Source organism: Klebsiella pneumoniae subsp. pneumoniae HS11286, from assembly GCF_000240185.1.
GTDB lineage: Bacteria > Pseudomonadota > Gammaproteobacteria > Enterobacterales > Enterobacteriaceae > Klebsiella > Klebsiella pneumoniae.
The window spans coordinates 5,102,512-5,128,079 of record NC_016845.1; the positions used below are offsets into that span (position 1 = coordinate 5,102,512).

The 25,568-nt window shown below is 58.1% G+C and carries 21 protein-coding genes; 8 read left to right on the forward strand and 13 right to left on the reverse strand.

Annotated elements, in window-relative coordinates:
- Nucleotides 1–9: 9 nt before the first annotated feature.
- Together KPHS_50820 and KPHS_50830 are read right to left on the reverse strand one after the other, a co-directional pair.
- Nucleotides 10–921: a glycyl-tRNA synthetase subunit alpha gene (locus tag KPHS_50820; protein ID YP_005229382.1), complete on the reverse strand. Its 912-nt coding sequence runs from the start codon at nt 919–921 to the stop codon at nt 10–12.
- Nucleotides 922–1,048: 127 nt separating this feature from the next.
- Nucleotides 1,049–1,348, reverse strand: coding sequence for a putative outer membrane protein (locus KPHS_50830; protein YP_005229383.1), 300 nt, complete (start codon nt 1,346–1,348; stop codon nt 1,049–1,051).
- Nucleotides 1,349–1,527: 179 nt separating this feature from the next.
- Between KPHS_50830 and KPHS_50840 the strand changes: the two genes are divergently transcribed.
- On the forward strand, nt 1,528–2,523 hold the full coding sequence (locus KPHS_50840) for an inner membrane protein YiaH (protein ID YP_005229384.1): 996 nt from the start codon (nt 1,528–1,530) through the stop codon (nt 2,521–2,523).
- A gap of 26 nt (nt 2,524–2,549) precedes the next feature.
- Here the strand turns inward: KPHS_50840 and KPHS_50850 are convergent, their stop codons facing one another.
- The 4 genes from KPHS_50850 to KPHS_50880 all read right to left on the reverse strand — a co-directional run bounded on the left by KPHS_50850 (nt 2,550) and on the right by KPHS_50880 (nt 6,437).
- Nucleotides 2,550–2,996 carry a YiaB family inner membrane protein gene (locus KPHS_50850; RefSeq protein ID YP_005229385.1) on the reverse strand — a complete coding sequence of 149 codons (447 nt, stop codon included), beginning with the start codon at nt 2,994–2,996 and terminating at the stop codon, nt 2,550–2,552.
- A 31-nt stretch (nt 2,997–3,027) separates the two neighbouring features.
- Nucleotides 3,028–3,399 carry a hypothetical protein gene (locus KPHS_50860; protein YP_005229386.1) on the reverse strand — a complete coding sequence of 124 codons (372 nt, stop codon included), beginning with the start codon at nt 3,397–3,399 and terminating at the stop codon, nt 3,028–3,030.
- A 168-nt stretch (nt 3,400–3,567) separates the two neighbouring features.
- Nucleotides 3,568–5,022, reverse strand: a complete 1,455-nt coding sequence (locus KPHS_50870; RefSeq protein YP_005229387.1) for a xylulokinase — start codon at nt 5,020–5,022, stop codon at nt 3,568–3,570.
- Nucleotides 5,023–5,114: 92 nt separating this feature from the next.
- Nucleotides 5,115–6,437 (reverse strand): xylose isomerase, encoded by a 1,323-nt coding sequence (locus KPHS_50880; protein YP_005229388.1) that lies wholly within the window; start codon nt 6,435–6,437, stop codon nt 5,115–5,117.
- Nucleotides 6,438–6,871: 434 nt separating this feature from the next.
- Here KPHS_50880 and KPHS_50890 point away from each other — a divergent pair, with 434 nt between their 5' ends.
- The 4 genes from KPHS_50890 to KPHS_50920 all read left to right on the forward strand — a co-directional run bounded on the left by KPHS_50890 (nt 6,872) and on the right by KPHS_50920 (nt 12,103).
- The gene (locus tag KPHS_50890; RefSeq protein ID YP_005229389.1) at nt 6,872–7,927 is read left to right on the forward strand and encodes a D-xylose ABC superfamily ATP binding cassette transporter, binding protein; all 1,056 of its coding nucleotides are present in this window, start codon (nt 6,872–6,874) and stop codon (nt 7,925–7,927) included.
- Nucleotides 7,928–7,991: 64 nt separating this feature from the next.
- Entirely contained in the window at nt 7,992–9,533 is a 1,542-nt protein-coding gene (locus tag KPHS_50900; protein ID YP_005229390.1) for a D-xylose transport system ATP-binding component, read from the forward strand.
- Nucleotides 9,511–10,692 (forward strand): D-xylose transport permease ABC transporter permease, encoded by a 1,182-nt coding sequence (locus KPHS_50910; protein ID YP_005229391.1) that lies wholly within the window; start codon nt 9,511–9,513, stop codon nt 10,690–10,692. The genes KPHS_50900 and KPHS_50910 overlap by 23 nt, the downstream gene beginning before the upstream one ends.
- A gap of 232 nt (nt 10,693–10,924) precedes the next feature.
- A complete protein-coding gene (locus tag KPHS_50920) occupies nt 10,925–12,103 on the forward strand; it encodes a putative xyl operon regulator (protein ID YP_005229392.1) in 1,179 nt (392 codons plus the stop codon).
- 37 nt (nt 12,104–12,140) lie between these two features.
- Here the strand turns inward: KPHS_50920 and KPHS_50930 are convergent, their stop codons facing one another.
- The gene (locus KPHS_50930) at nt 12,141–12,704 is read right to left on the reverse strand and encodes a mannosyl-glycoprotein endo-beta-N-acetylglucosamidase (RefSeq protein ID YP_005229393.1); all 564 of its coding nucleotides are present in this window, start codon (nt 12,702–12,704) and stop codon (nt 12,141–12,143) included.
- Nucleotides 12,705–13,273: 569 nt separating this feature from the next.
- Between KPHS_50930 and KPHS_50940 the strand changes: the two genes are divergently transcribed.
- Nucleotides 13,274–15,307 (forward strand): maltohexaose-producing amylase, encoded by a 2,034-nt coding sequence (locus KPHS_50940; protein YP_005229394.1) that lies wholly within the window; start codon nt 13,274–13,276, stop codon nt 15,305–15,307.
- Nucleotides 15,308–15,477: 170 nt separating this feature from the next.
- A complete protein-coding gene (locus KPHS_50950; RefSeq protein YP_005229395.1) occupies nt 15,478–16,734 on the forward strand; it encodes a valine--pyruvate transaminase in 1,257 nt (418 codons plus the stop codon).
- Nucleotides 16,735–16,776: 42 nt separating this feature from the next.
- On the opposite strand, the gene KPHS_50960 is transcribed toward KPHS_50950, so the two are convergent.
- The 6 genes from KPHS_50960 to KPHS_51010 all read right to left on the reverse strand — a co-directional run bounded on the left by KPHS_50960 (nt 16,777) and on the right by KPHS_51010 (nt 23,062).
- A complete protein-coding gene (locus tag KPHS_50960; RefSeq protein ID YP_005229396.1) occupies nt 16,777–17,262 on the reverse strand; it encodes a putative electron transport protein Fe-S center in 486 nt (161 codons plus the stop codon).
- Nucleotides 17,263–17,506: 244 nt separating this feature from the next.
- Nucleotides 17,507–19,348 (reverse strand): selenocysteinyl-tRNA-specific translation factor, encoded by a 1,842-nt coding sequence (locus KPHS_50970; protein YP_005229397.1) that lies wholly within the window; start codon nt 19,346–19,348, stop codon nt 17,507–17,509.
- Nucleotides 19,345–20,733 (reverse strand): selenocysteine synthase, encoded by a 1,389-nt coding sequence (locus KPHS_50980; protein YP_005229398.1) that lies wholly within the window; start codon nt 20,731–20,733, stop codon nt 19,345–19,347. The genes KPHS_50970 and KPHS_50980 overlap by 4 nt, the downstream gene beginning before the upstream one ends.
- A gap of 105 nt (nt 20,734–20,838) precedes the next feature.
- On the reverse strand, nt 20,839–21,447 hold the full coding sequence (locus KPHS_50990; RefSeq protein YP_005229399.1) for a putative glutathione S-transferase: 609 nt from the start codon (nt 21,445–21,447) through the stop codon (nt 20,839–20,841).
- Between the two features lie 106 nt (nt 21,448–21,553).
- Nucleotides 21,554–22,690 carry an auxiliary transport protein, membrane fusion protein (MFP) family gene (locus tag KPHS_51000; protein ID YP_005229400.1) on the reverse strand — a complete coding sequence of 379 codons (1,137 nt, stop codon included), beginning with the start codon at nt 22,688–22,690 and terminating at the stop codon, nt 21,554–21,556.
- Nucleotides 22,691–22,693: 3 nt separating this feature from the next.
- Nucleotides 22,694–23,062, reverse strand: coding sequence for a DUF3302 domain-containing protein (locus tag KPHS_51010; RefSeq protein YP_005229401.1), 369 nt, complete (start codon nt 23,060–23,062; stop codon nt 22,694–22,696).
- Nucleotides 23,063–23,600: 538 nt separating this feature from the next.
- Here KPHS_51010 and KPHS_51020 point away from each other — a divergent pair.
- On the forward strand, nt 23,601–25,508 hold the full coding sequence (locus KPHS_51020; protein ID YP_005229402.1) for a PTS family enzyme IICB/enzyme IIA: 1,908 nt from the start codon (nt 23,601–23,603) through the stop codon (nt 25,506–25,508).
- The last annotated feature ends 60 nt before the right edge of the window (nt 25,509–25,568 follow it).

Here is a 25,568-nt window from a genome sequence, read left to right on the forward strand (position 1 = left end):
GGCCGCCTCTTATTTATTCTTGTTGCACATCGGGAAGCCGAGCGCTTCACGGGAAGCGTAGTACGCTTCCGCCACTGCTTTAGTCAGGGTGCGAATGCGCAGGATATAGCGCTGACGCTCGGTGACGGAGATGGCTTTACGCGCATCCAGCAGGTTGAAGCTGTGAGCCGCTTTCAGAATACGCTCGTAGGCCGGCAGCGGCAGCGGGGTCTCCAGCGCCAGCAGCTGCTGGGCCTCTTTCTCATACTGTTCGAAGCAGGTGAACAGGAAGTCGACGTCGGCATATTCGAAGTTATAGGTGGACTGCTCCACTTCGTTCTGGTGGAACACGTCGCCGTAGGTGGTTTTCCCCAACGGGCCATCGCTCCAGACCAGGTCATAGACGCTGTCCACACCCTGGATGTACATCGCCAGACGCTCCAGACCGTAGGTGATCTCGCCGGTCACCGGCTTACACTCGAGGCCGCCGACCTGCTGGAAGTAGGTGAACTGCGTCACTTCCATGCCGTTGAGCCACACTTCCCAGCCCAGACCCCAGGCGCCCAGCGTCGGGTTTTCCCAGTTGTCTTCGACAAAGCGAATGTCGTGGATAGTCGGGTCCATACCCAGCTCTTTCAGCGACCCGAGGTACAGCTCCTGGATGTTGTCCGGAGAGGGTTTAATCACCACCTGGAACTGATAGTAGTGCTGTAAACGGTTCGGGTTTTCGCCATAGCGGCCATCGGTTGGACGACGGGAAGGCTGCACGTAGGCGGTCGCCATCGGCTCCGGTCCTAACGCGCGCAGGCAGGTCATCGGGTGAGAGGTGCCGGCGCCGACTTCCATGTCCAGTGGTTGAACAATGGTGCAGCCCTGACGAGCCCAGTAATCCTGTAAGGTCAGGATCAGGCCCTGGAAGGTCCTGGTATCAAACTTTTGCATATGATTTCGTGCTGGATACGTGTGGATTTAAAGGAAGGAGTCAGTATACCCGCTGGCTGCGAGATATACAGTACGAAACGGCGTTGTTTCAGGAAAACGGACGAAATTTACGCCAGGCGGGGTCGATTCAGCGCATCGAAAGATGCATAAACTGGCCGTCCGGGTCAAAGGAACAGATGAAACGCTCATTCTTGCCGGTACGGCCAGAAAGCTCATAGCTCGCCTGGAATTGTTCAAAGTGGTTCACGTCAACGAGCTGCGTTTGCGTGTTATAGCGGATAGCCGCCTGATCCTTGCAAAGCTGCGCCATATTGAGCGTGGTTTGCGGCGTAATACGAGCGCGCTGCGCTTTTTGCGTCGGCGGGGAGACGGTCTCGCTGCAGCCCGCGAGGAGCAGCACCAGCATGACGGAAACAACACCTTTCACCACGTTCTCCTCCACCGCCTTGTTAGCAAGTTGTTATCTTAAAGATTCAGTATTACAGGTATTTTGCGAATATCATGAAACTGCGACAAGTCTGTGACCGAAAACTCAGACTAATCTATTGCGACACCGGGAAACCGGGCAGGTCATATCTTATTTCGCCAGCAGACATTGAGGGACTGATGCAAGAAAAGATACACTGGATCACCAACCTGCGCGGCATCGCCTGCATGATGGTGGTGATGATCCACAGCACCAGCTGGTATATCACTCACCCCCATGCGATTACCCTGCTGCAATGGGATATCGCCAATCTGCTCAATTCCGCCTCCCGCGTCAGCGTGCCGCTGTTTTTTATGATCTCGGGCTACCTCTTTTTTGGGGAACGCAGCGCCCAGCCGCGCCATTTCTGGCGGATTGGCCTGTGCATTGCGTTCTATAGCGCGCTATCTCTGCTGTATATCACGCTGTTTACCCATATCAACGTCGAGCTGTCGTTAAAGAATTTGCTGCAGAAGCCTGTCTTCTACCACCTGTGGTTTTTCTTTGCTATCGCCGTCATCTACCTGCTCTCGCCGCTGATTCAGGTTAAGTCCACCAGTAGCACAATGCTGCTGGCGCTGATGGCGATCCTCGGCATTCTGGCCAACCCCAATATGGTCAGCGTTAAAGCCGTCGGGATTGAGTGGCTGCCAGTCAACCTCTATATCAACGGCGACACCTTCTACTACGTGCTCTACGGCGTGCTGGGCAGAGCCATTGGCACCCTGGACACCGATAAAAAATGGCTAACACCGCTCTGCGCCGCGCTGTTCATCGCCGCCGTGTGGGTCATTTCCCGCGGCACGCTGCATGAGCTGCGCTGGCGCGGAGACTTCGGCGACACCTGGTATCTCTACTGCGGACCGGCGGTGTTTGTTTGCGCGGTCACCCTGCTGACGCTGGCCAAAAACTGGCTTAACGCGCGTCCCCTGCCCGGTATCGCCTGCATTGCGCGACATTCGCTGGGGATCTACGGCTTTCATGCCCTGATAGTGCATGCGCTGCGCGCCAGCCATCTGGAGCTATCCCGCTGGCCGCTGCTGGATATTGTGTGGATATTTAGCGCCGCCCTGCTCGGCAGCCTGCTGCTGTCAGGCCTGGTGCAGCGGATTGATAGCCGCCGGCTGGTCAGCTAACGGTCCGCCGCCCGGAGGGGCCCGACTTACGTCTCAGGCCCCTCTTCCGTCACGCTGAGAGGTTCCCGTAAGCGCGTCGGGTCCCAGACATCACGCACGTTTTTCTGTACCGCAACAGCGCCAAACAGGCTCAAAAAATACGCCAGCCCATAGAACCCTTTCTCGCTGAGCAGCAGAGTGGCATTCCACAGTCCGATAACCAGCAGACCTACAGCGATAACGAAGACCACCAGACAGGTGGTGTAGTACAGCGCGGTGGTCGGAATGGCTTCATACTTATCGCGCACCGTCTTTTGATAAGATGCCGCGGCAAACAGCCCCAGTACCAGGACGGCAAAATAATAGCCTTTCTCATTCAACTGCATATCGGCATTCCACAGCCCCACCAGATAGGTGACGATGCCGCCGATCAGGGCAATCCAGGAGATCAAATGAAACGCAGGAGAATACGTCGCGTGCTTGTTTTCCATCATTTTTTACCTTTTACGCGCCTCGGGGCGGCGCTTATTCCGTTTTTTGCATCGCGCGGGCGATGCGGGTCCGTTCGGGGGTTGCCGATGCGCCATATAAGCAGACAAACCATGCCGCGATATAGACGGCTTTTTCATGCCAGTCTGCCGGTACATACCAGGCGCCGACCAGCAGCAGGCCGACCGATAGCAGCAGCACCAGCCGGCATAAGGCAATAAAACCGTCGTCCTGTTCCTGCCACTGACTGGCGCGCTGATGGGCGAGAACAGCAAACATCCCCATCACCAGCACGCCGAGAAAATACCCTTTGCCGCTGAACAGCGGGCAGGTCCGCCAGATACCGAGCAGATAAACCAGCGATCCTGTCGCCATCATCCCCCTGGCAATATTGCGTTTTGTGATCATCTCACCTCCCTGGTCGACAGGGGCTGATTATGACCGACTCCCTCGGCGATGCCTCAGATTACGTACGACAAAGCGGAGATTTCGGAATAAATAAATACGCATTTATGGATGGATGTAGCCGGGACATTCAGGAAGGGAATCCGCCCGGCGCTGCCGGACGGACTGAGGCTAAGACATCAGCGGTTTCAGTTGCTGATAAATCTGGCGGAAGGTTTCCCGCTGCGGCGCATAGTGGGCCACACGGCGATCGTCCGGGCGATGGGCTTGTTCAAGCGGCAGCGGCTTCAGCAGCCCGGGGCGGTCTGCCTCGTCGTGAACCGCCAGCTGCGCCAGCCTGGCCGCCCCCAGCGCCGGGCCGACATCGCCCCCGGTACGGTAATCGAGCTGCAGGCCGCTGATATCCGCCAGCATTTGCCGCCAGTAAGCGCTGCGCGCCCCGCCGCCGATAAGCGTGATGCTCTGCGGCTTGATGCCGCAGGCGTGCACCACGTCCATACCATCCGCCAGCGCATAGCCCACCCCCTCCAGCACCGCCCGCGCCAGCTCTGCCGGCCCATGCTGATGCGTCAGGCCAAAAAAGACGCCCTTAGCCTGCGGGTTGTTGTGCGGCGTGCGTTCGCCAGACAGATAGGGCAGGAACCACACCGGACCGGCGCTTTCATCCGCCGTCTGCGCCGCCGCGATCAGCGCCGGCACGCTGGCGAGACCGGTTAATTTTGCCGCCCAGTCCAGACAGGAGGCCGCGCTGAGCATCACCGACATCAAATGCCAGCGGCCCGGCAGGGCATGGCAGAAGCTGTGCACCGCGCTTTCGGGTTTGCTAAGAAACCCTTCACTGACGGCGAAGTAGACGCCTGACGTACCCAGCGACAGCATCGCCTGACCGGCATCGGCCATGCCGACCCCGACCGCGCCCGCGGCGTTGTCGCCCCCGCCGCCCACCACCAGCGCCGGCGGCATATTCCACGCCTGCGCCACCTCAGGTCGCAGTTGCCCGGTGACGTCGCTGCCTTCGAACAGCGCCGGCATCGCATCCCGACTGAGATCGCAGGCGGCGAGCATCTCGTCGCTCCAGTCGCGCCGGGCGACGTCCAGCCACATCGTGCCGGCGGCGTCAGACATATCGCTGGCGAGCTCGCCGGTCATGCGCAGGCGCAGATAATCCTTGGGCAGCAGCACTTTATCGACCTGGCTGAACACTGCCGCCTCGTGGCGCTGTACCCATAAGAGCTTCGGCGCCGTAAAGCCCGGCATCATCAGGTTGCCGGTGATCTGCCGGGAAGCGCTGACTTTGTCTTCCAGCAGCTGGCACTCTTCGGCGCAGCGGCCGTCATTCCATAAAATGGCCGGACGCAACACCTGTAACGATTTATCCAGTAGGGTGGCGCCGTGCATCTGCCCGGCAATGCCCAGCGCCTTCACGTCGCGCAGGCTATGCTGCGCGCCCAGGGCTTTCATCGCCGTGTCCGTCGCCAGCCACCACTGTTCGGGATCTTGCTCCGACCACAGCGGATGCGGACGCGAGACGGTGAGTTTTTCGGTATGCGATGCCACTACCTCACCCTGCTCATTGAGCAGAATGGCTTTGACGCCCGACGTCCCCAGATCGATGCCGATATACATACTCCCTCTCCTTAAACGCGCGCCACGGCTGAGCGTGGCGCGAACAGAGCATCCTGGTTGCGGCGCCGGTCACCCCGGGCGCCGCCGTATGATTACTTGTCAAACAGATAATGGTTGACCAGGTTTTCCAGTTGTTCCTGCTGGCCGCTGCGATGCTGCGGCGCCAGCTGATGCTGAGCGGCATACTGGGCAATATCGCTCAGGGTCATCTGCCCGTTAAGGATCTGCTGCCCCAGCTCACCGTTCCAGCCGGCGTAGCGTCTGGCCACGCGCTTATCCAGTTCGCCGTCCTCAATCATCCGCGCCGCGACCTTCAGCGATAGCGCCATGGTATCCATCGCGCCAATATGACCATAGAACAGATCGTATTTGTCGGTGCTCTGCCGGCGCACTTTCGCATCAAAGTTGAGCCCGCCGGTGGTGAAGCCGCCCGCTTTGAGGATTTCATACATCACCAGCGCGTTCTCTTCGACGCTGTTCGGGAACTGGTCGGTATCCCAGCCCAGCTGCGGATCGCCGCGGTTGGCGTCAACGGAGCCGAACAGCCCCAGCGCAATGGCCGTCGCAATTTCATGATGGAACGAATGGCCGGCGAGCGTGGCATGGTTAGCTTCAATATTCAGTTTAATCTCTTTTTCCAGACCAAACTGTTTGAGGAAGCCGTAAACGGTAGAGGCATCATAGTCATACTGATGCTTGGTCGGCTCCTGCGGTTTGGGCTCAATCAGCAGCGTGCCTTTAAAGCCGATTTTATGCTTATGCTCCACCACCAGCTGCATAAAGCGGCCAATCTGCTCACGCTCCTGGCGCAGGTCGGTATTCAGCAGGGTTTCATAGCCCTCGCGACCGCCCCACAGCACATAGTTTTCACCGCCCAGTTGATGGGTGGCATTCATGGCGGTGACCACCTGGGTGGCCGCCCAGCTAAATACTTCCGGATCCGGGTTGGTGGCCGCGCCGGCGCCGTAGCGCGGGTTGGTAAAGCAGTTTGCGGTCCCCCACAGAAGCTTCACGCCGCTCTGCTGCTGTTTCTCAGCCAGCACCTCGACCATCCGGGCGAAGTTATTGCTGTACTCCTTGAGCGAAGCGCCTTCCGGCGAGACGTCAACGTCGTGGAAGCAGTAGTAAGGCACGTTGAGTTTATGGAAGAATTCGAACGCCACATCGGCTTTGCGTTTGGCCATCTCCAGGGCGTCGCCAGGCTGCTGCCAGGGACGATCAAAGGAGCCCACGCCAAACATATCGGCGCCATTCCAGCAGAAGGTGTGCCAGTAACAGGCCGCAAAACGCAGATGATCTTCCATCCGTTTGCCCAGCACCAGTTCATCCGGGTTGTAATGACGGAAAGCCAGCGGGTTAGTGGATTTCGGGCCTTCGTAACGAACGCGATCGAGTTGATCGAAATAGGTCTGCATAGAGAACTCCATATTCAGAGATGCGGCGAATAACCAATCAGATACCCTAAATAATTCGAGTTGCAGGAAGGCGGCAGGAGCGCGAGTCCCCGGTAACCGGGGGCGGAGCAACGAATGTCACCAACCCACCTACAACTTGAAGTATGACGGGTTTAAGCCAATATAGAATTTCGCTTTCATTTTCCTCAATTACGTTATTTCACACCGCCATTGAGAGAATCCACAAACGTGCGCCAGCTCGCAAAAATAATATCCAGTCACCGTTGCGCCGCTTTGTCAGAGACAGTCCAGTGCAATAATAAGAGCGTGCATGAATAAAATACGATCGCCGTCATAATTTGCACATTAAACGAAATTTCATAACGGCAAAATAAGAACCGGTAATTGCCAGCCCTGCTTTCCGCGTTAAGAATCTGTAACGTATCCGCAACCTCATGTATCAAACATTATTTTCCGTTCGGCTTACCTACCCTTACAAAAAAGGTATCGTTATTATGAAGATAAAGAACCTTTGCCTTACGCTTTGCGCCAGCTCCCTCCTGCTCGCCAGCATGGCGGGGATGGCGAAAGAAGTGAAGATTGGCATGGCCATCGACGATCTGCGTCTGGAGCGCTGGCAGAAAGACCGTGATATTTTCGTCAATAAAGCGGAATCCTTAGGCGCCAAAGTTTTTGTCCAGTCCGCTAATGGCAATGAAGAAACGCAGATGTCGCAAATTGAAAACATGATCAACCGCGGCGTCGATGTGTTAGTCATTATTCCTTATAACGGCCAGGTACTCAGTAACGTTATTAAAGAAGCCAAGCAGGAAGGTATTAAAGTCCTGGCCTATGACCGTATGATTAATAATGCCGACATTGATTTCTATATATCTTTCGATAATGAAAAAGTTGGTGAAATGCAGGCGCAAAGTCTGGTCGACAAAGTGCCGCAGGGTAATTATTTCCTGATGGGCGGTTCGCCGGTGGATAATAACGCTAAACTGTTCCGCGCCGGACAGATGAAGGTTCTCAAGCCGTATGTCGATGATGGCAAAATTAAGATTGTCGGCGATCAGTGGGTTGACGGCTGGCTGCCGGAGAACGCGCTGAAAATAATGGAAAACGCGCTAACGGCGAATAATAACAAGATCGATGCCGTGGTCGCCTCCAATGACGCCACCGCCGGCGGCGCCATCCAGGCCTTAACCGCCCAGGGGCTGGCCGGCAAAGTGGCGATCTCCGGTCAGGATGCCGACCTGGCGGGCGTGAAGCGCATTATTTCCGGTACCCAGACGATGACCGTCTATAAACCGATTACCACCCTGGCCACCAACGCCGCTGAAATCGCCGTTGAGCTGGGTAACGATAAGCAGCCGAAGGCCGATACCACGCTGAATAACGGCTTAAAAGACGTCCCTTCGCGCCTGTTAACGCCAATTGAGGTAAATAAAGAGAATATCGACGCCACGGTGATTAAAGACGGTTTCCATAAAAAGAGTGAACTGTAATGGCTGACGCCCCGCTGCGGGGCGTCATTTTCATCCCGCCGGATATCACTGTTGCGGAGTCTTTATGACCTGGCTACTCGAAATGAAGAACATCACCAAAACCTTCGGCGCTGTTAAAGCCGTGGATAACGTCAGCCTGCGCCTGAACGCAGGCGAGGTGGTCTCGTTATGCGGTGAAAATGGGTCGGGGAAATCGACGCTGATGAAGGTGCTGTGCGGTATCTATCCGCACGGAAGCTATGAGGGCGAGATTATTTTTGCCGGCGAAACGCTGCAGGCAAACCATATTCGCGATACCGAACGCAAAGGCATCGCCATTATTCATCAGGAGCTGGCGCTGGTGAAACATCTCACCGTGCTGGAGAATATTTTCCTCGGCGCCGAGATATCCCGCCATGGTCTGCTGGATTATGAAACCATGACGCTGCGCTGTCAGAAGCTGTTGGCGCAGGTCAATCTGCCCATTTCCCCCGATACCCGCGTCGGCGACCTCGGCCTTGGTCAGCAGCAGTTGGTGGAGATCGCCAAGGCGCTGAATAAACAGGTTCGCCTGCTGATCCTCGACGAACCGACCGCCTCCTTAACCGAACAAGAAACCGCGACGCTGCTGGCGATCGTTCGCGATCTGCAAAACCACGATATCGCCTGCATCTATATCTCGCATAAGCTCAATGAGGTCAAAGCGATCTCCGATACGATCTGCGTGATCCGCGACGGCCAGCACATCGGCACCCGCGATGCCAGCGGCATGAGCGAAGACGATATCATCACCATGATGGTCGGCCGCGAGCTCACCGCGCTCTATCCCAGCGAGCCGCACGCCCACGGCGAGGAGATCCTGCGGGTTGAACATTTAACCGCCTGGCACCCGGTAAACCGCCATATTAAACGGGTCAATGACGTCTCATTTTCCCTGCGTCGCGGAGAAATCCTCGGCATCGCCGGGCTGGTCGGCGCCGGACGTACCGAGGCGGTACAGTGCCTGTTCGGCGTCTGGCCGGGGCGCTGGCAAGGGGAGATCTTTATTGATGGCCAGCCGGTGAGCATCTCTAACTGCCAGCAGGCCATTGCCCACGGCATCGCCATGGTGCCGGAAGACCGCAAAAAAGACGGCATCGTGCCGGTGATGGCGGTGGGCAAAAACATTACCCTCGCGGCGCTCAACCAGTTCACCGGCGCAATGAGTAGCCTGGACGACGCCGCCGAGCAGCACTGCATTCAGCAGTCCATTCAGCGTTTGAAAATTAAAACCTCCTCGCCGGAGTTGGCGATTGGCCGTCTGAGCGGCGGCAACCAGCAAAAGGCGATTCTGGCGCGCTGTCTGCTGCTCAATCCGCGCATTCTGATCCTCGACGAACCCACCCGTGGCATCGATATCGGGGCGAAGTATGAAATTTATAAACTGATTAACCAGCTGGTGCAGCAGGGCATCGCGGTCATTGTCATTTCATCCGAACTGCCCGAGGTGCTCGGTCTCAGCGATCGGGTGCTGGTCATGCACGAAGGCAGACTAAAAGCCAATTTGGTTAATCAACATCTGACCCAGGAACAGGTGATGGAAGCCGCGCTGAGGAGCGAACGCCATGTCGAAGAACACGTCGTCTGAAATCAAACTCACCCCAACCGCCCCCGCGGCCCTGCCGGCGCTAAAAGGGCTGAATCTCCAGGTCTTCGTGATGATCGCCGCCATCGTCGTCATTATGCTGTTTTTCACCTGGGTTACCGATGGCGCCTACCTGAGCGCACGCAATATCTCCAACCTGCTGCGGCAGACGGCCATCACCGGCATCCTCGCCGTCGGCATGGTGTTTGTGATTATTTCGGCAGAAATCGACTTGTCCGTTGGCTCGATGATGGGGCTGCTGGGCGGCGCTGCGGCGATCTTTGACGTCTGGCTCGGCTGGCCGCTGCCGCTCACCATTCTGGTGACGCTGGTGATGGGCCTGCTGCTCGGCGCGTGGAACGGATGGTGGGTAGCCTATCGCAAGGTGCCCTCGTTTATCGTCACCCTTGCCGGGATGCTGGCGTTTCGCGGCATTCTGATCGGCATCACCAACGGGACCACCGTCTCGCCCACCAGTCCGGCGATGTCGCAGATCGGCCAAAGCTACCTGCCAGACGGCATCGGCTTCGGCATCGGCGTTGTCGGCATGGCGGTGTTTATCGTCTGGCAGTGGCGCGGGCGGATGCGCCGGCAGGCGTTAGGTCTGGCGACCTCGTCCTCCACCGCCGCCGTCGGCCGCCAGGCCATTACCGCGGTGATTGTGCTGGGCGCAATCTGGCTGCTCAATGACTATCGCGGCGTACCGACCCCGGTGCTGATCCTCGCCGCCCTGCTGCTGGCGGGCCTGTTTATGGCCACCCGCACCGCCTTTGGTCGCCGCATCTACGCCATCGGCGGCAACCTGGAGGCGGCCCGTCTGTCCGGGATTAACGTCGAGCGTACCAAGCTGGCGGTGTTTGCCATTAACGGCCTGATGGTCGCCATTGCCGGGCTAATCCTCAGCTCACGGCTCGGCGCGGGGTCGCCTTCGGCGGGCAATATCGCCGAACTGGACGCCATCGCCGCCTGCGTCATCGGCGGCACCAGCCTGGCGGGCGGCATCGGCAGCGTCGCCGGGGCGGTAATGGGGGCGTTTATTATGTCGGCCCTGGATAACGGCATGAGCATGATGGACGTCGCCACCTTCTGGCAATATATCGTTAAAGGCGCCATTTTGCTGCTGGCGGTGTGGATGGACTCTGCCACCAAGCGGCGCGCATAAGGAGAGACTCTCTGAAGAATGTCTGAATTCTTTGCGCTACCGCCAAACTTCGCCATAAGGCGCTTGAAATATCTCGGGCATTAGCCGGTAGTGTATACCCAACATCATTCGGGTTGCAGACGGCGCCCCCGGCCGCGTACCGGCGTACGTGGCCGGGATGAGTGGTAAGTCAGGCCATCGGCAACATCTTGAATGAAGGGGTATGACCGGGGTTAGAGCAGGAACATTATCTATGTTTGAAAAGCGTCACCGTATTACGCTGTTATTTAACGCCAACAAAGCTTATGACCGCCAGGTAGTTGAAGGTGTCGGCGAGTATCTGCAGGCCTCCCAGTTGGAGTGGGATATCTTTATTGAAGAGGACTTTCGGGCACGCATCGAAAACATCAAAGAGTGGTTGGGCGATGGCGTCATCGCCGACTATGACGATCCCGAAATCGAAAAGCTGCTGGCCGATGTCCACGTGCCCATCGTCGGCGTCGGCGGATCTTATCATCAGCCAGAGCAGTACCCGCCGGTCCACTATATCGCCACCGACAACGCCGCGCTGGTGGAAAGCGCTTTTCTCCATTTAAAGGAAAAAGGGGTGCACCGCTTCGCGTTTTACGGACTCCCCGCCTCCAGCGGTAAACGCTGGGCGGTAGAGCGCGAGTATGCCTTCTGCCAGCTGGTCGCGAAGGAGAAGTATCGCGGCGTGGTCTACCAGGGGCTGGAGACAGCGCCGGAGAACTGGCAGCACGCGCAAAACCGGCTCGCCGACTGGCTGCAAACCCTGCCGCCGCAAACCGGCATCATCGCCGTCACCGACGCCCGTGCCCGCCACGTCCTGCAGGCCTGCGAGCTGCTGCATATCCCGGTGCCAGAGAAACTGTGCGTTATCGGCATCGATAACGAGGAGCTAACCCGCTATCTCTCTCGCGTCGCCCTCTCCTCTGTCGCCCAGGGCACCCGCCAGATGGGTTATCAGGCGGCAAAATTACTCCACCGGCTGTTGAATAACGAGGCCCTCCCGCTGCAGCGCCAGCTGATCCCGCCGATGCGCGTCGTTGAGCGACGCTCCACCGACTACCGGTCGTTAAACGATCCCTCCGTGATACAGGCGATGCATTACATTCGCAACAATGCCTGCAAAGGCATCAAGGTGGAACAGGTGCTCGACGCCGTGGGCATCTCTCGCTCTAATCTGGAAAAACGCTTCAAAGAGGAGGTCGGGGAGACCATCCACACGGTGATCCACAGCGAAAAACTGGAAAAGGCGCGCAGCCTGCTGGTGTCCACTAGTCTGTCGATCAATGAGATTTCGCAGATGTGCGGCTATCCGTCGCTGCAATATTTCTATTCGGTGTTTAAGAAGGAGTACGACGTGACGCCGAAGGAGTACCGCGATCGGCACAGCGAGGTGATGCTGTAGGGTAAAAAATGCCCGGCGACAAGGCCGGGCATCCGGATTACAGATGGGCGGCGATGAGCCGCTGATTGTCCTGATACATCGCGAAGAGATAGTTGTTGTAGCTCGACCCTTTGGTCGAATACCCCTTCAGCTTATGAATCATGGTGCTGGCGGTTACTTCCTGATCCGCCTTGCGCAGCTGCAGGCGCGACTTGCGGAAAGAAGAATAGGCCGGGTGGGTGTTCAGGTTTGTTACGTAAGCCTGCACCGACTGCTCTACCGACTCAAACTGCGAGTAACCTTTCATCGCGCCGCGGCAGCGACCGGCGCCGCACTTCATGCCGAACAGGTTGTTATTCTCGCGCGCCAGCCTGGAGGTACCCCAGCCACTTTCCGCCGCCGCCATGGTCGCCACCATGCTGTTCGGAATAATGTCGACACGCTCAAGCAGCGCGTTCCAGGGCACATGACGCGTATTGCCTGACCACTTCACCTTATAACGGGAAGCGATATCCTTCAGGCGCACCTTCTCAGTCGGTGACCAGCGAGCATCGTACTGCTTGGAAATAAGCCAGTTACGATCCGCAGTAATCGCCTGATTCTGCTTGGTAATATAAGGCATGACCGTCCGGAGAAACGCTTTTTTCCTTGGTGTTCCGGAAGGGTATTTTCGCAAGTCAGGAAGTGAACTGCTCTTTACACTATTGCGAGAATACTCTTGTTTACTGCTTACCTTAGTACTACTTATCTTCTTTACCGTTGGGGCTTTATGACTCTTTGTCGCTGTGTGCGTTGTCGCCAACACACTACCTGAAAAGATGCAGGTTAGTAACATAAGTATGGCGGCCCCATATCGTCGTATGGGATTCGATATCATCAGGTCTCCTGGTCGGATATATGCATTCCAACACCTTGTTTTTCACAAAAAAACGATAGCTGAATCGCTAATAGTATCAAAAATACGCACTGAGGGCATCAACAGAAATAGTCCAATTCCTAATTGCTGTCATCTGAAATCGGTTTCTGCGGCGCATCGCCAGCGCGAAAATGCTAGCTTCGTCTCATTTTTAGCCTATTTTTTGAGCGGTGTCACTCACCCCTTTTCATCCTCCTGGTAAAACGCGCGTCAGGAGGAGTTCACCCGCGCGGCGACAAGGCACACTAGATAAAAACCGCTCACAGGATCTCGCAATGAAACTCGCTGCGCTTGCCACGTTATTCGTGCCTGGGATGGCCTTTGCCGCCTGGACTACCACCGACTTTCCTGCTTTTACCGAAGAAGGGACCGGCCGATTCATCAGCCAGAAAGTGGTTGAGAAGGGTACACGTCCCCTGCAGCTAAATTTTGACCAGCAGTGCTGGCAGCCTTCCGGCGGCATTAAGCTCAACCAGATGCTGTCCATGGAGCCCTGTCGCGGCACACCGCCGCAATGGCGCATCTTCCGCCAGGGTCTGTATACCCTGGAGGTGGATACCCGTTCCGGCACGCCAACGATGATGATTTCGCTGGAGGAAAAAGAGACCAGCGCCGCGGCGCCGCAGATCCGCCAGTGTCCGAAGTGGGACGGAAAACCTCTGACCATCGACGTCAGCAAAACCTTCGCCGAGGGCAGCAAGGTCCGCGATTTCTACAGCGGCAATGTCGCGACCGTCAGCGGCGGCAAAATCACCCTGCAGCCCGCCTTCGGCAGCAATGGCCTGCTGCTGCTTGAGCGCGCCGAGACGGCCGCCCCGGCGCCGTTTGACTGGCACAATGCCACCGTCTACTTCGTCCTGACCGATCGCTTCGTAAACGGTAACCCGGCCAACGACAACAGCTATGGTCGCCATAAAGACGGCATGCAGGAGATCGGCACCTTCCACGGCGGCGACCTGCAGGGATTAACCAGCAAGCTGGATTATCTGCAGCAGATGGGAGTTAACGCCCTGTGGATCAGCTCCCCGCTCGAGCAGATCCACGGCTGGGTCGGCGGCGGCACGAAGGGCGATTTCCCTCACTACGCTTATCACGGCTATTACACCCAGGACTGGTCGAAACTGGACGCCAACATGGGGACCGAAGCGGATCTCCGCCGACTGGTGGATGAAGCGCATAAGCGCGGAATACGTATTCTGTTCGACGTGGTGATGAACCATGCCGGCTACGCTACCCTGGCCGACATGCAGGAGTTCCAGTTCGGCTCCCTGTATCTGCAAGGAGATGAGCTGAAAAAAACTCTCGGCGAGCGCTGGACGGACTGGAAGCCGGGCGCGGGACAGACCTGGCACAGCTTTAACGACTATATCAACTTCAGCGACAAAGCCGGGTGGGAGAAATGGTGGGGTAAGAAGTGGATCCGCACCGATATCGGCGATTACGACAATCCGGGCTATGACGATCTCACCATGTCGCTGGCCTTCCTGCCGGACCTGAAAACCGAATCGAAGGAGGTCTCAGGCCTGCCGAACTTCTATAGCCATAAACCAGACACCGCAGCGAAAGCGATCCCGGGCTATACGCCGCGCGACTATCTGACACACTGGCTGAGCCAGTGGGTACGTGACTACGGCATCGATGGCTTCCGCGTCGATACCGCCAAACATGTGGAGATGGACGCCTGGCAGCAGTTAAAAACCCAGGCCACCGCCGCGCTGGCGGAGTGGAAGAAAGCCAATCCGGATAAAGCGCTGGATGCGGCGCCGTTCTGGATGACTGGCGAAGCCTGGGGACATGGAGTGATGCAGAGCGATTATTATCGCCACGGTTTTGATGCGATGATCAATTTCGACTACCAGGACCAGGCGGCGAAAGCGGCGACCTGTATGGCCAATATTGACCTCACCTGGCAGCAAATGGCGGACAAGCTGCAGAGCTTTAACGTCCTGAGCTACCTCTCCTCGCACGATACGCGGCTGTTCCGCGAAGGCGGCACCACCGCGGCGGAGCTACTGCTGCTGGCCCCTGGCGCCGTGCAGATTTTCTATGGCGACGAATCATCGCGCCCGTTCGGCCCCACCGGCTCGGACCCGCTGCAGGGTACCCGCTCGGAGATGAACTGGCAGGATGTCAACGGCAAGGCGGCCCGCAGCGTTACCCACTGGCAGAAGATCGGCCAGTTCCGCGCTCGCCATCCGGCAATCGGCATGGGCAAACAGACAACGCTGTCGATGTCGCGTGGTTACGGGTTCGTGCGTGAGAGCGGTGAAGACAAAGTGATGGTCATCTGGGCCGGCCAGCAGCAGTAATCCACATGTGGCTCTCCGCCCTGCGGGGAGCCACCATTTAGAACAAAATGCTAACAAAATAGCAATATACAGGATAAAGATAAAAACCCGCCTCCTCCCGCCGATTTGCACCACGCCAGCGCTGGCGTTATGGTTAGCCACTTTCCAGAACCACCGATAGACTATTCGCGATGACATTTTCCCTTTTCGGCGACAAATTCACCCGTCATTCAGGCATCACCCGCTTGATGGAAGACCTTAATGACGGTCTGCGCACGCCGGGCGCTATTATGCTGGGCGGCGGCAACCCCGCTCAGATCCCGGAAATGAATGACTACTTCCAGCAGCTGCTGGCCGACATGCTGGATAATGGCAAAGCCCTTGATGCGCTTTGTAATTATGATGGTCCACAGGGCAAAAGCGAGCTGCTGGCTCTGCTGGCGAATATGCTGCGCGACGAGCTGGGCTGGGAGATCGAACCACAGAATATTGCGCTAACAAACGGCAGTCAGAGCGCATTTTTCTACTTATTTAATCTGTTTGCAGGCCGTCGGGCAGATGGCACCACCCGTAAGGTACTGTTCCCACTGACGCCGGAATATATCGGCTACGCCGATGCCGGTCTGGAAGAGGATCTGTTCGTTGCCACCCGGCCGAACATCGAACTGCTGCCGGAAGGCCAGTTTAAGTACCATGTTGATTTTGAGCATCTGCAGGTGACGGAAGAGACCGGGATGATCTGCGTCTCGCGCCCCACCAACCCGACCGGCAACGTCATCACTGATGAAGAGCTGATCAAACTGGATGCGCTGGCGAATCAGCACGGGGTCCCGCTGGTGATTGATAACGCCTACGGCGTGCCGTTCCCGGGCATTATCTTTAGCGACGCCCGACCGCTGTGGAATCCGAACATCGTGCTGTGTATGAGCCTGTCCAAGCTGGGCCTGCCGGGCAGCCGCTGCGGGATTATCATCGCCAACGAAAAAATCATCACCGCCATCAGCAACATGAACGGCATTATCAGCCTCGCCCCTGGCGGCATCGGGCCGGCAATGATGTGCGAAATGATTAAACGACAGGATCTGCTGCGCCTGTCAGAGACGGTGATCAAGCCCTTCTATTACCAGCGGGTGCAGGAAACCATCGCCATTATTCGCCGCTATCTGCCGGAGGAGCGCTGCCTTATTCACAAACCGGAGGGGGCAATCTTCCTCTGGCTGTGGTTTAAGGATCTGCCGATCTCCACCGAGCTGCTGTATCAGCGGCTGAAAAAGCGCGGCGTGCTGATGGTGCCGGGGGATTACTTCTTCCCTGGTCTGGATAAACCGTGGCCGCACACCCACCAGTGTATGCGCATGAACTATGTACCGGACCCGCAAAAAATCGAAGCCGGAGTGAAAATCCTCGCCGAAGAGGTAGAATTTGCCTGGCGCGAACAGGAAGCATAGTCTCGGACGCCGCGGGCGGGTAACGTTCGTCAGCGACCCCATTCATGCCAGCGCCAGCCGCTGGCGTTTTTGCGCGCATAGCGCTTCCAGCTCTGCGGGAACCATCACCCGCAGCGCCTGCGTCGGGCAGGCGGCCACGCAGGCCGGTCCTTCGGCGCGGTGATGGCATAGATCGCATTTCAACGCCTGCGCCTGCTGGTTCATTACCGTAACGGTCATCGCGCCGTACGGGCAGGCCACCATGCAGCTTTTGCAGCCGATGCAGCGCCGCTGGTCGACCCACCAGACGTCATTGTCGCGCTGAATCGCCCCCTGTGGGCAAACGCTGGCGCAGGGCGCATCCTCGCACTGCCGACAGGCCATCGCCGTCGATATGTCACCGCTTTTCACCACCCGGATACGCGGCGCGAAATGGTTCGTCGACAGGGCGGCGACATCCTGCGCCTGCTGGTGCGCCACCGCGCAGGCCACTTCGCAGGTACGACAGCCGATGCACCGCTGGGCATTGGCAATAAGAAACTGGTTCATCCTCTGCTCCCTGGGGATAAAACCGCAGGGTGCCAGAATAGTCCCTGCCCGCGCTTTGATCCTGAATGGAATCAGCGCTGTTTTTTGTCAGATGGCCTGCAGGATGTGGTCATTTGCCTGACGCTTCACGCACCGTGAAACCCAGCTCACGCGAAATTGCTTCGGCGGTCTCACGTAGTGGTTTTAACAAGTTCTTTTCGCCAGCTCCCCGGCACGAAGTCCGCCGGGGAGCCGACGTTAATGATTACCGGAACAATGCCTTATCGCGCAGGATATGATCGTTGCCGCGACGGCGGGTGAAGCCAATCCGATCGAAATACTCCAGGATCTGGATCGCCAGCTTCCGCCCTACGTTTAAGGTATCGCGGAAATCCGCCGCGCAGGTTGAACCGCGCAGCCGATCCAGCTCGCGCACCCGCTGGGCGAACTGCACAATGCGATCGTTGCGGTAGTAACGATCCTTGACGATCGCAGTAATCATCCCCTGCTGCGCCGCCTGGCGCAGCACCGCGCGCATCAGTGACTCTTCAACATGGACTTCGCGCGCAAGATCGCGCACCCACCACGGATCGTCGCCGAACAGAGTCTCCACCTTATGCCAGACCGCCTGCTGCTCGTCGGTAAACCCGGCTTTATGCTCCGGCAAATGCAGCCAGCCGTGATGGCTGTGGACTAAGCCGCTCTCGCGCATCTGCTCAATCAGCAGCAGCACCAGCGCTTCATCTTCCATCGGCAGCGCGATGCGGCGCAGGCGCTCCCGGCCAGGGCCCGGCTCGTCTCGATGCTGCTCATGGTAGCGCGCAAGGGCATCCAGCAATTTTCGCTGCCAGCGGGCGGCAAGCGGCGCGCTAAGCAGGCGCTGTCCGGCCTGCAGATAGTCCGGTCGCTGGATCAGGGCCGCCATTCCGGCTTCGCTGAGCTGCCGCGCCCAGGCGAAGTGCTCAAGCCGGACGGCATCCCGCTGCAGATGTAACTCCAGCGCCTGCGCATCGTCAGCGCCGACCGCTGCCAGGGCGTGCAGCCACTGCAGATATTCCGGTTTACGTTTGCCGCGACGCGGAGGATCCAGCGTCACCACCCGTGCGCCCGCCAGCGTCAAGCGAGCAGAGATATCGCGGAGCACCAGCCGGTCGTTATCCGCCAGCCACAGCGGAGTATCCAGCACCAGCTCCGCCAGGTTGCCCTCAAGAAGCGACACCCGGCCGGTAATGTGGCTGGCAGCATGGTGAATATGCAGCGGCTGCCACTGGCTGAGCGGCGTATGGCACTGCAGCTCGACAATCACCCGTTCTGCTGGCTCCGGCGGTGGTGAGGAGAGCAGCCAGTCGCCGCGGTGCACGGCCTCTTTTTGCGCATCGCCGACAATATTCAGCGCAATGCGCTGTCCGGCGTGCGCCTGCTCAACCGCTTGATTCTGGGCATGCAGGCCGCGGACGCGCATCGGCGTGTTGACGCCGGTAAGCCACAGGGTATCCCCGACCCGTACTTCGCCGGAGAGCGCCGTCCCGGTGACCACCAGCCCCGCGCCTTTGACGGTAAAAGCGCGATCCAGCGCCAGGCGAAACCGCTGCTGCTGCGGGCGGGGGCGCTCCGCAAGCTGCAGCAGATGGCTGCGCAGTTCCGCAATACCGATGTTTTCCGCCGCCGCGGTGGGAAAGAAAGCGACGGCGTCAAAGCCCAGCTCGCCCAGGGTCTGCTCGACCTCAGCCTGAACCTCCGCCACCCTGGCGGCCGCCACGCGGTCCGTTTTGGTCAGCGCCACGGTCAGCGTCGGCTTTCCGGTCAACTGCAGGATCGCCAGGTGTTCGCGGGTTTGCGCCATCACCCCGTCATCGCAGGCCACCACCAGCAGCGCATGGTCAATACCCCCCACCCCCGCCAGCATGTTGGACAAAAACTTTTCGTGCCCGGGAACGTCAATAAATCCCAGCACCCGCCCGTCCGGCTGCGGCCAGTAGGCATAGCCGAGATCGATCGTCATTCCCCGCGCTTTCTCTTCCGGCAAACGATCGGCATTCACGCCGGTTATCGCCTGCAGCAGCGTCGTTTTGCCGTGGTCAACATGTCCAGCGGTGGCAATAATCATCGTAACAACATCTCCATAAAGCGGGTTTCATCTTCCAGACAGCGCAGGTCCAGCCAGAGCCGACCGTCATAAATGCGGCCAATCACCGGACACGGCAGCGCGCGCCAGCGGGCCGCCAGCGCCTCCAGCCGGCTACCGCGGCCGTCATGCGGGGTAAAGGTCAACGCCGCGCTGGGCAGGCGGTCGACGGGTAACGAGCCGCTGCCAATCTGCGACTGGCAGGCTGCCACGCTGACGGCAAAATCAGCATAGTGTGCCGCCAGGTCAGGCTGCAGGCGTTCAGCCAGCCGGCGGATCTCCTCCGCCGGACGGGTGAGCAGGCGCAGCGTCGGCAATTTCTCCCTCAGCGCCTCCGGGTGCTGATAGAGGCGCAGCGTAGCCTCCAGCGCCGCGAGGGTCATTTTATCGGCGCGCAGGGCCCGCTTCAGCGGGTGGCTTTGCAGCTGGGCAATCAGCGCGCGTTTGCCGACGATAATCCCGGCCTGCGGGCCACCGAGCAGCTTGTCGCCGGAGAAACTGACCAGGCTCACCCCGGCGGCGATCATCTCCTGCGGCATCGGCTCCTTTGGCAGGCCATACTGACTGAGATCCACCAGCGACCCGCTGCCCAGGTCGGCTACCACCGGAACATCCAGTTCGCGACCAATGGCCGCCAGCTCCGCTTCGTCGACGGCTTTGGTAAAGCCCTCAATGCTGTAGTTGCTGGTGTGGACCTTCATCAGCAGCGCGGTATTGTCATTCACCGCCTGGCGATAATCTTTGGCATGGGTGCGGTTGGTGGTACCCACTTCGTGCAGCTGACAACCCGCCTGACGCATCACATCAGGAATGCGAAATGCGCCGCCGATCTCCACCAGTTCGCCGCGGGAAACCACCACTTCGCGGCCGCTGGCGGTGGCCGCCAGCATCAGCAGAACGGCCGCCGCGTTGTTGTTCACGATACAGGCATCTTCCGCGCCGGTGATCTGGCACAGCAGATCGGCAATGGCGCGATCGCGATGGCCGCGCCCGGCGTCGTCGAGATCATATTCGAGCGTCACCGGCGCGCGCATCGCGCTGGCAACCGCCTCCACGGCCGACTCCGCCTGGATGGCGCGCCCCAGATTGGTATGCAATACCGTACCGGTGAGATTAAACACCGGACGCAGGGCGCTCCGCTGGCCGGCGGTGAGCCGCTGCTCACAGGCGTGCAGCCAGTCATGGCTCCAGTCAGGCAGTGTCTGACACTGGCGGATCTGTTCCCGCGCCTCGTCCAGCATCTGGCGCAGCTGCGTCACCACCTGCGAATGGCCGTGCTGCGCCAGCAGGGAGGAAAAAGCGGGGTCGCGGAGTAAGCGGTCAATGGCCGGAAGCCGGGTATAAAGCGCACGAATTTCGGTAGTCATGAATGGGCCTGGCGGTAAGTTATTTTCCCCCCTCCCGACGGGAGAGGGAGTCAACAATCAGCGGCGATTGTAACGCCTCCTTGCGCAAACTGTTACCTGCCTGGGTCAAGTCCGCGGCGGTTCGGTGCGCGCAAAGCTGGCGCGCTGGAACAGCGCATCCACCAACTTCACCAACTGCGGCCGGGTGGCGCACCAGCCCGGCGCCACCCGGCGAAAGTTCAGGTAGGCAATGGCGCAGGCCGTAGAGATGGTCGCCAGATTGACCTCGTCACCGCGTAGCGTTCCGTCCGCCGCGCAGGCTTCCAGCCTGTCGAGGCCGCGCGCCACTTTCTCCCGCTGGCGGAGCAGCTCTTGCTCTGACTGTTGGGCCGCAGGGCGAGCTTTTTCGCGCACCAGCGCCTGGGCGGCCTCCATCACCCCATCTGCCAGCGCCTCAAGCTGGCGCATCCTGAGAGCGGCTCTGGGGTCGGCGGGGATCATCGGCGGCGCCACGCCCAGCAGCTCCAGATACTGGGCGATGACCGGGGAGTCAAACCAGCACTCACCGTCGTCCGTCACCAGCGCCGGTACCTTGCCCAGCGGGTTATAGCGCGCCACACCGTTGCTTTCGCTGTAGGGGGATTCGTTGACAAACTCAAAAGGGATGCGCTTTTCCAGCAGGATCACCGATATTTTGCGCACAAAGGGACTGGTGTAGCTGCCGATCAGTTTCATAGCCTGCTCCTTATCGCCAACAAATTATCGCCAACAAAGATATGAGTATGGCTCAGGGCGAGGTAAAAGGCAGGTGAGCATCCCGCTCAACCTGCCGCCGATCGCATTAATGGTCGAGATAGAGGTAGTGCATCCAGCTGGTCATCCGCAGCAGCACTTTACGCATCACCGAAACGTGGGCGAAATGGTCGGAGTAGACCGCCACCTGCGCATAGATGCCATCGGGTAGTGCATCGATTTCGGCATTCGGATCGAGCTCAATGGTCGCCAGCACGCCATCGCTGCCCGGCGTCACGGTCAGCGACTGCAACGCCCCCTGCGCCTGATAGGTTCCCCCCGGCACCACCGGTAAAATGCTCACCAGTTTGCCGTGGAATACCTGTCCGGGCAGGGCGTTAAACACCGCTTCCGCGTCGTCGCCTTTCTCCAGCCTTAACAGGGAATTTTGCCGAAACTGGGCGACGATCAGCCGTTTTTGCTCGGGGATAAACACCATCACCGGACGCAGCGGCAGCGAGGCGGCATAGGTCCCCGGACGGATCAGCACCTGGGTGATATACCCATCGCTTGGCGCCCGCACGGTGGTCTGATCGAGATTATATTTCGCCTCCGCCAGCTGGGCGCGCAGGCTGGCCACTTGCGACTGCTCGCCGTTGATCATGCTGTCCAGCTGGCTCTGGATCTGCGCCTGCTCCGCCACCGACGCCTTGACCAGCGCGTCCTGGGCAAGGTAATTCTGCCTGGCGTTATCGATGTCGCTTTCCGAGAACGGGTTCACCCGCGCCTGGCTCCCTTTCAGGTAGCGCTGATAGTCCTTGTATAAGCGATCGCGTTCCGCCGACACGCGGGTGGTGTTGGCCTGGGCTTCAGAGAGCTGCGCTTTGAGGGTGTTAATACTGTGCAGCGCCGTCACCAGGTCGGCCTGCAGACGGTCGACCCGCGCCTGATAGCGCGCCGGGTCAATAGTAAAAAGCACCTCACCCTTTTTGACGCGCTGATTCGCTTTGTCGGTGACGCTGTTAACCACTCCGGTAACCTGCGGCGTAATAGGAATAGATATCACCGCCTTTTGCGCCAGAAAGGTGTAAGGGTGGTTATAGTTCATTAATAAAATAAGCGCGCTAACAATAAATACGCCCCCCAGCGCCGCGGTAGGTACCGTCCATTTATTTACCGGTATTTTGAAGATTTTAAATATCGACCAGGCGATGGCCACGTAGGTCAAAATTATCAACAGATCCATAGATTATTTCTCCGCCGCAGAGGTGGACTGCGGCCGCTGGATGGCCGCCACCTGGTGTTCAAGGTCGCTCAGTCGTTGGCGAAGCTGTTGTATATCGGTCTCTTTTTCAGGTTCGTCAGGGGCCGTATTCGCCTTATGCTGCATGCCCCAGCCGCGCTCAGGCTGGTACAACGTGGCCCAAATCCATAAAAACGGCCAGATGACGTGGAGAGTAAAAAGACTGACCCATCCGGCGACATGAATAGCATCGGAATGAGGGTGGTTGCGTTTTTTGGCGATCAAATAAGGAATATCGTGAATAATGATAATCCCATAAAAAATGACCAGAAAAACGAAGATCAGAACGCCCAGCGCAAAATAATTGAGAAACATAATTCCCTCGGCTTTACGCTAATAATTTATATGAATTTTATTCACGACCCACTGACATTCGGGCCGCTATTTTGAGCATAATTCACGCCTTTCATTTTTGCCATCCGGCGTAAAAAAGTTATTCGGCAGTTAAGGTTGCTTAGTTACAGAGCCATCTCGCCCTGGCCGCAAAACCGGGCCGAGATCACAGCGGCGTAAACCCCCCGCGAAATTCTTTGTGATCAAAATCACAAACAAACAACAAAAACACGAAACAAAAATGTGACAAATATCACACAAAAAGGCAGATCAGCGGCTAAAAAGGCGCTGTGTTGTTTTTTTACACAGTAATTTTGTGATCATCATCACTAAAAAACCCTCTTAGCCCCCTATATTCATGTGATCCAAATCACATAAAAGGGCGCTGGCTGGACAGCTAAACGATTCAGTGCCAGATTTCGCACTATCAATCAGGGCCCGGCTACCTCTGCCGCCACATTAACAACAAACCTCGGGCTTTAAGCCTGCGCGCTACGCAAAACAGAAGAAGGGGTGTTTTATGTCATCCGATATCAAGATCAAAGTGCAAAGCTTTGGTCGTTTCCTCAGCAATATGGTGATGCCGAATATCGGCGCGTTTATCGCGTGGGGTATCATCACCGCGCTTTTCATTCCGACAGGGTGGTTGCCAAACGAAACGCTGGCGAAGCTGGTCGGTCCGATGATCACCTACCTGCTGCCGCTGCTGATCGGTTACACCGGCGGTAAATTAGTCGGCGGCGAACGTGGTGGCGTGGTCGGGGCGATCACCACCATGGGCGTTATCGTCGGCGCGGATATGCCGATGTTCCTCGGCTCAATGATTGCCGGCCCGCTGGGCGGCTACTGCATCAAGAAGTTCGATAACTGGGTAGACGGTAAGATCAAATCCGGTTTTGAAATGCTGGTGAATAACTTCTCCGCCGGCATCATCGGGATGATCCTCGCCATTCTGGCCTTCCTCGGCATTGGCCCGGCGGTCGAAGTTCTGTCGAAAATTCTGGCGGCTGGCGTTAACTTTATGGTGGCGCACGACATGCTACCGCTGGCGTCTATCTTCGTCGAACCGGCAAAAATCCTGTTCCTTAACAACGCCATCAACCACGGTATCTTCTCGCCGCTGGGTATTCAGCAGTCCCACGAGCTGGGTAAATCCATCTTCTTCCTGATTGAAGCTAACCCGGGTCCAGGGATGGGCGTTCTGCTGGCGTACATGTTCTTTGGCCGCGGCAGCGCAAAACAGTCTGCAGGCGGGGCTGCTATCATCCACTTCCTGGGTGGTATCCATGAAATCTACTTCCCGTACGTACTGATGAACCCGCGCCTGATCCTGGCCGTTATCCTCGGCGGGATGACCGGTGTCTTCACCCTGACTATCCTCAATGGCGGTCTGGTTTCCCCGGCTTCCCCAGGCTCTATCCTGGCGGTACTGGCGATGACGCCGAAAGGCGCCTACTTCGCTAACATCGCCGCGATTATCGCAGCGATGGCGGTCTCCTTCGTGGTCTCTGCGGTTCTGCTCAAGACCAGCAAAGTTAAAGAAGAAGACGATATCGAAGCCGCAACGCGTCGTATGCATGACATGAAAGCGGAATCCAAAGGCGCCAGCCCGCTGGCGGCCGGTAATGTCACCAACGACCTGAGCCATGTGCGTAAAATCATCGTCGCCTGCGACGCCGGGATGGGTTCCAGCGCTATGGGCGCCGGGGTACTGCGCAAGAAAGTGCAGGATGCCGGGCTGAGCAACATCTCGGTCACCAACAGCGCAATCAATAACCTGCCGCCGGATGTTGACCTGGTCATCACCCACCGCGACCTTACCGAGCGCGCCATGCGCCAGGTGCCGCAGGCGCAGCATATTTCGCTGACCAACTTCCTCGACAGCGGTCTGTACACCAGCCTGACCGAGCGCCTGGTCGCGGCCCAGCGCCACATCGACAACGAAGTCAAAGTCACCGATAGCCTGAAAGACAGCTTTGACGATACTAACAACAACCTGTTCCAGCTGGGCGCGGATAACATCTTCCTCGGTCGCAAAGCAGCCACCAAAGAAGAAGCGATTCGCTTCGCCGGTGAGCAGCTGGTGAAAGGCGGTTACGTTGAGCCGGAATATGTGCAGGCGATGCTGGACCGCGAAAAACTGACCTCGACCTATCTCGGCGAGTCCATTGCGGTACCGCACGGCACCATCGAAGCGAAGGACCGCGTGCTGAAAACCGGCGTCGTCTTCTGCCAGTACCCGGAAGGCGTGCGCTTCGGTGAAGAAGAAGATGAAGTCGCGCGTCTGGTCATCGGCATCGCCGCTCGTAATAACGAGCACATTCAGGTTATCACCAGTCTGACTAACGCCCTGGATGACGAAACCGTGATTGAGCGCCTGGCGAAAACCACCAGCGTCGACGAAGTTCTGGCACTGTTAAATAAATAATCAGCGCTATCCACCCCTCTCCTTTGGGAGAGGGTTGGGGTGAGGGGAAAGGCCTCACCC

Bases quoted from the DNA above. Each gene is read 5' to 3' on its own strand.
- KPHS_50820 (YP_005229382.1), bottom strand. From the start codon at position 921: ATGCAAAAGTTTGATACCAGGACCTTCCAGGGCCTGATCCTGACCTTA.
- KPHS_50840 (YP_005229384.1), top strand. From the start codon at position 1,528: ATGCAAGAAAAGATACACTGGATCACCAACCTGCGCGGCATCGCCTGC.
- KPHS_50850 (YP_005229385.1), bottom strand. From the start codon at position 2,996: ATGATGGAAAACAAGCACGCGACGTATTCTCCTGCGTTTCATTTGATC.
- KPHS_50860 (YP_005229386.1), bottom strand. From the start codon at position 3,399: ATGATCACAAAACGCAATATTGCCAGGGGGATGATGGCGACAGGATCG.
- KPHS_50870 (YP_005229387.1), bottom strand. From the start codon at position 5,022: ATGTATATCGGCATCGATCTGGGGACGTCGGGCGTCAAAGCCATTCTG.
- KPHS_50880 (YP_005229388.1), bottom strand. From the start codon at position 6,437: ATGCAGACCTATTTCGATCAACTCGATCGCGTTCGTTACGAAGGCCCG.
- KPHS_50890 (YP_005229389.1), top strand. From the start codon at position 6,872: ATGTATCAAACATTATTTTCCGTTCGGCTTACCTACCCTTACAAAAAA.
- KPHS_50900 (YP_005229390.1), top strand. From the start codon at position 7,992: ATGACCTGGCTACTCGAAATGAAGAACATCACCAAAACCTTCGGCGCT.
- KPHS_50910 (YP_005229391.1), top strand. From the start codon at position 9,511: ATGTCGAAGAACACGTCGTCTGAAATCAAACTCACCCCAACCGCCCCC.
- KPHS_50920 (YP_005229392.1), top strand. From the start codon at position 10,925: ATGTTTGAAAAGCGTCACCGTATTACGCTGTTATTTAACGCCAACAAA.
- KPHS_50930 (YP_005229393.1), bottom strand. From the start codon at position 12,704: ATGCCTTATATTACCAAGCAGAATCAGGCGATTACTGCGGATCGTAAC.
- KPHS_50940 (YP_005229394.1), top strand. From the start codon at position 13,274: ATGAAACTCGCTGCGCTTGCCACGTTATTCGTGCCTGGGATGGCCTTT.
- KPHS_50950 (YP_005229395.1), top strand. From the start codon at position 15,478: ATGACATTTTCCCTTTTCGGCGACAAATTCACCCGTCATTCAGGCATC.
- KPHS_50960 (YP_005229396.1), bottom strand. From the start codon at position 17,262: ATGAACCAGTTTCTTATTGCCAATGCCCAGCGGTGCATCGGCTGTCGT.
- KPHS_50970 (YP_005229397.1), bottom strand. From the start codon at position 19,348: ATGATTATTGCCACCGCTGGACATGTTGACCACGGCAAAACGACGCTG.
- KPHS_50980 (YP_005229398.1), bottom strand. From the start codon at position 20,733: ATGACTACCGAAATTCGTGCGCTTTATACCCGGCTTCCGGCCATTGAC.
- KPHS_50990 (YP_005229399.1), bottom strand. From the start codon at position 21,447: ATGAAACTGATCGGCAGCTACACCAGTCCCTTTGTGCGCAAAATATCG.
- KPHS_51000 (YP_005229400.1), bottom strand. From the start codon at position 22,690: ATGGATCTGTTGATAATTTTGACCTACGTGGCCATCGCCTGGTCGATA.
- KPHS_51010 (YP_005229401.1), bottom strand. From the start codon at position 23,062: ATGTTTCTCAATTATTTTGCGCTGGGCGTTCTGATCTTCGTTTTTCTG.
- KPHS_51020 (YP_005229402.1), top strand. From the start codon at position 23,601: ATGTCATCCGATATCAAGATCAAAGTGCAAAGCTTTGGTCGTTTCCTC.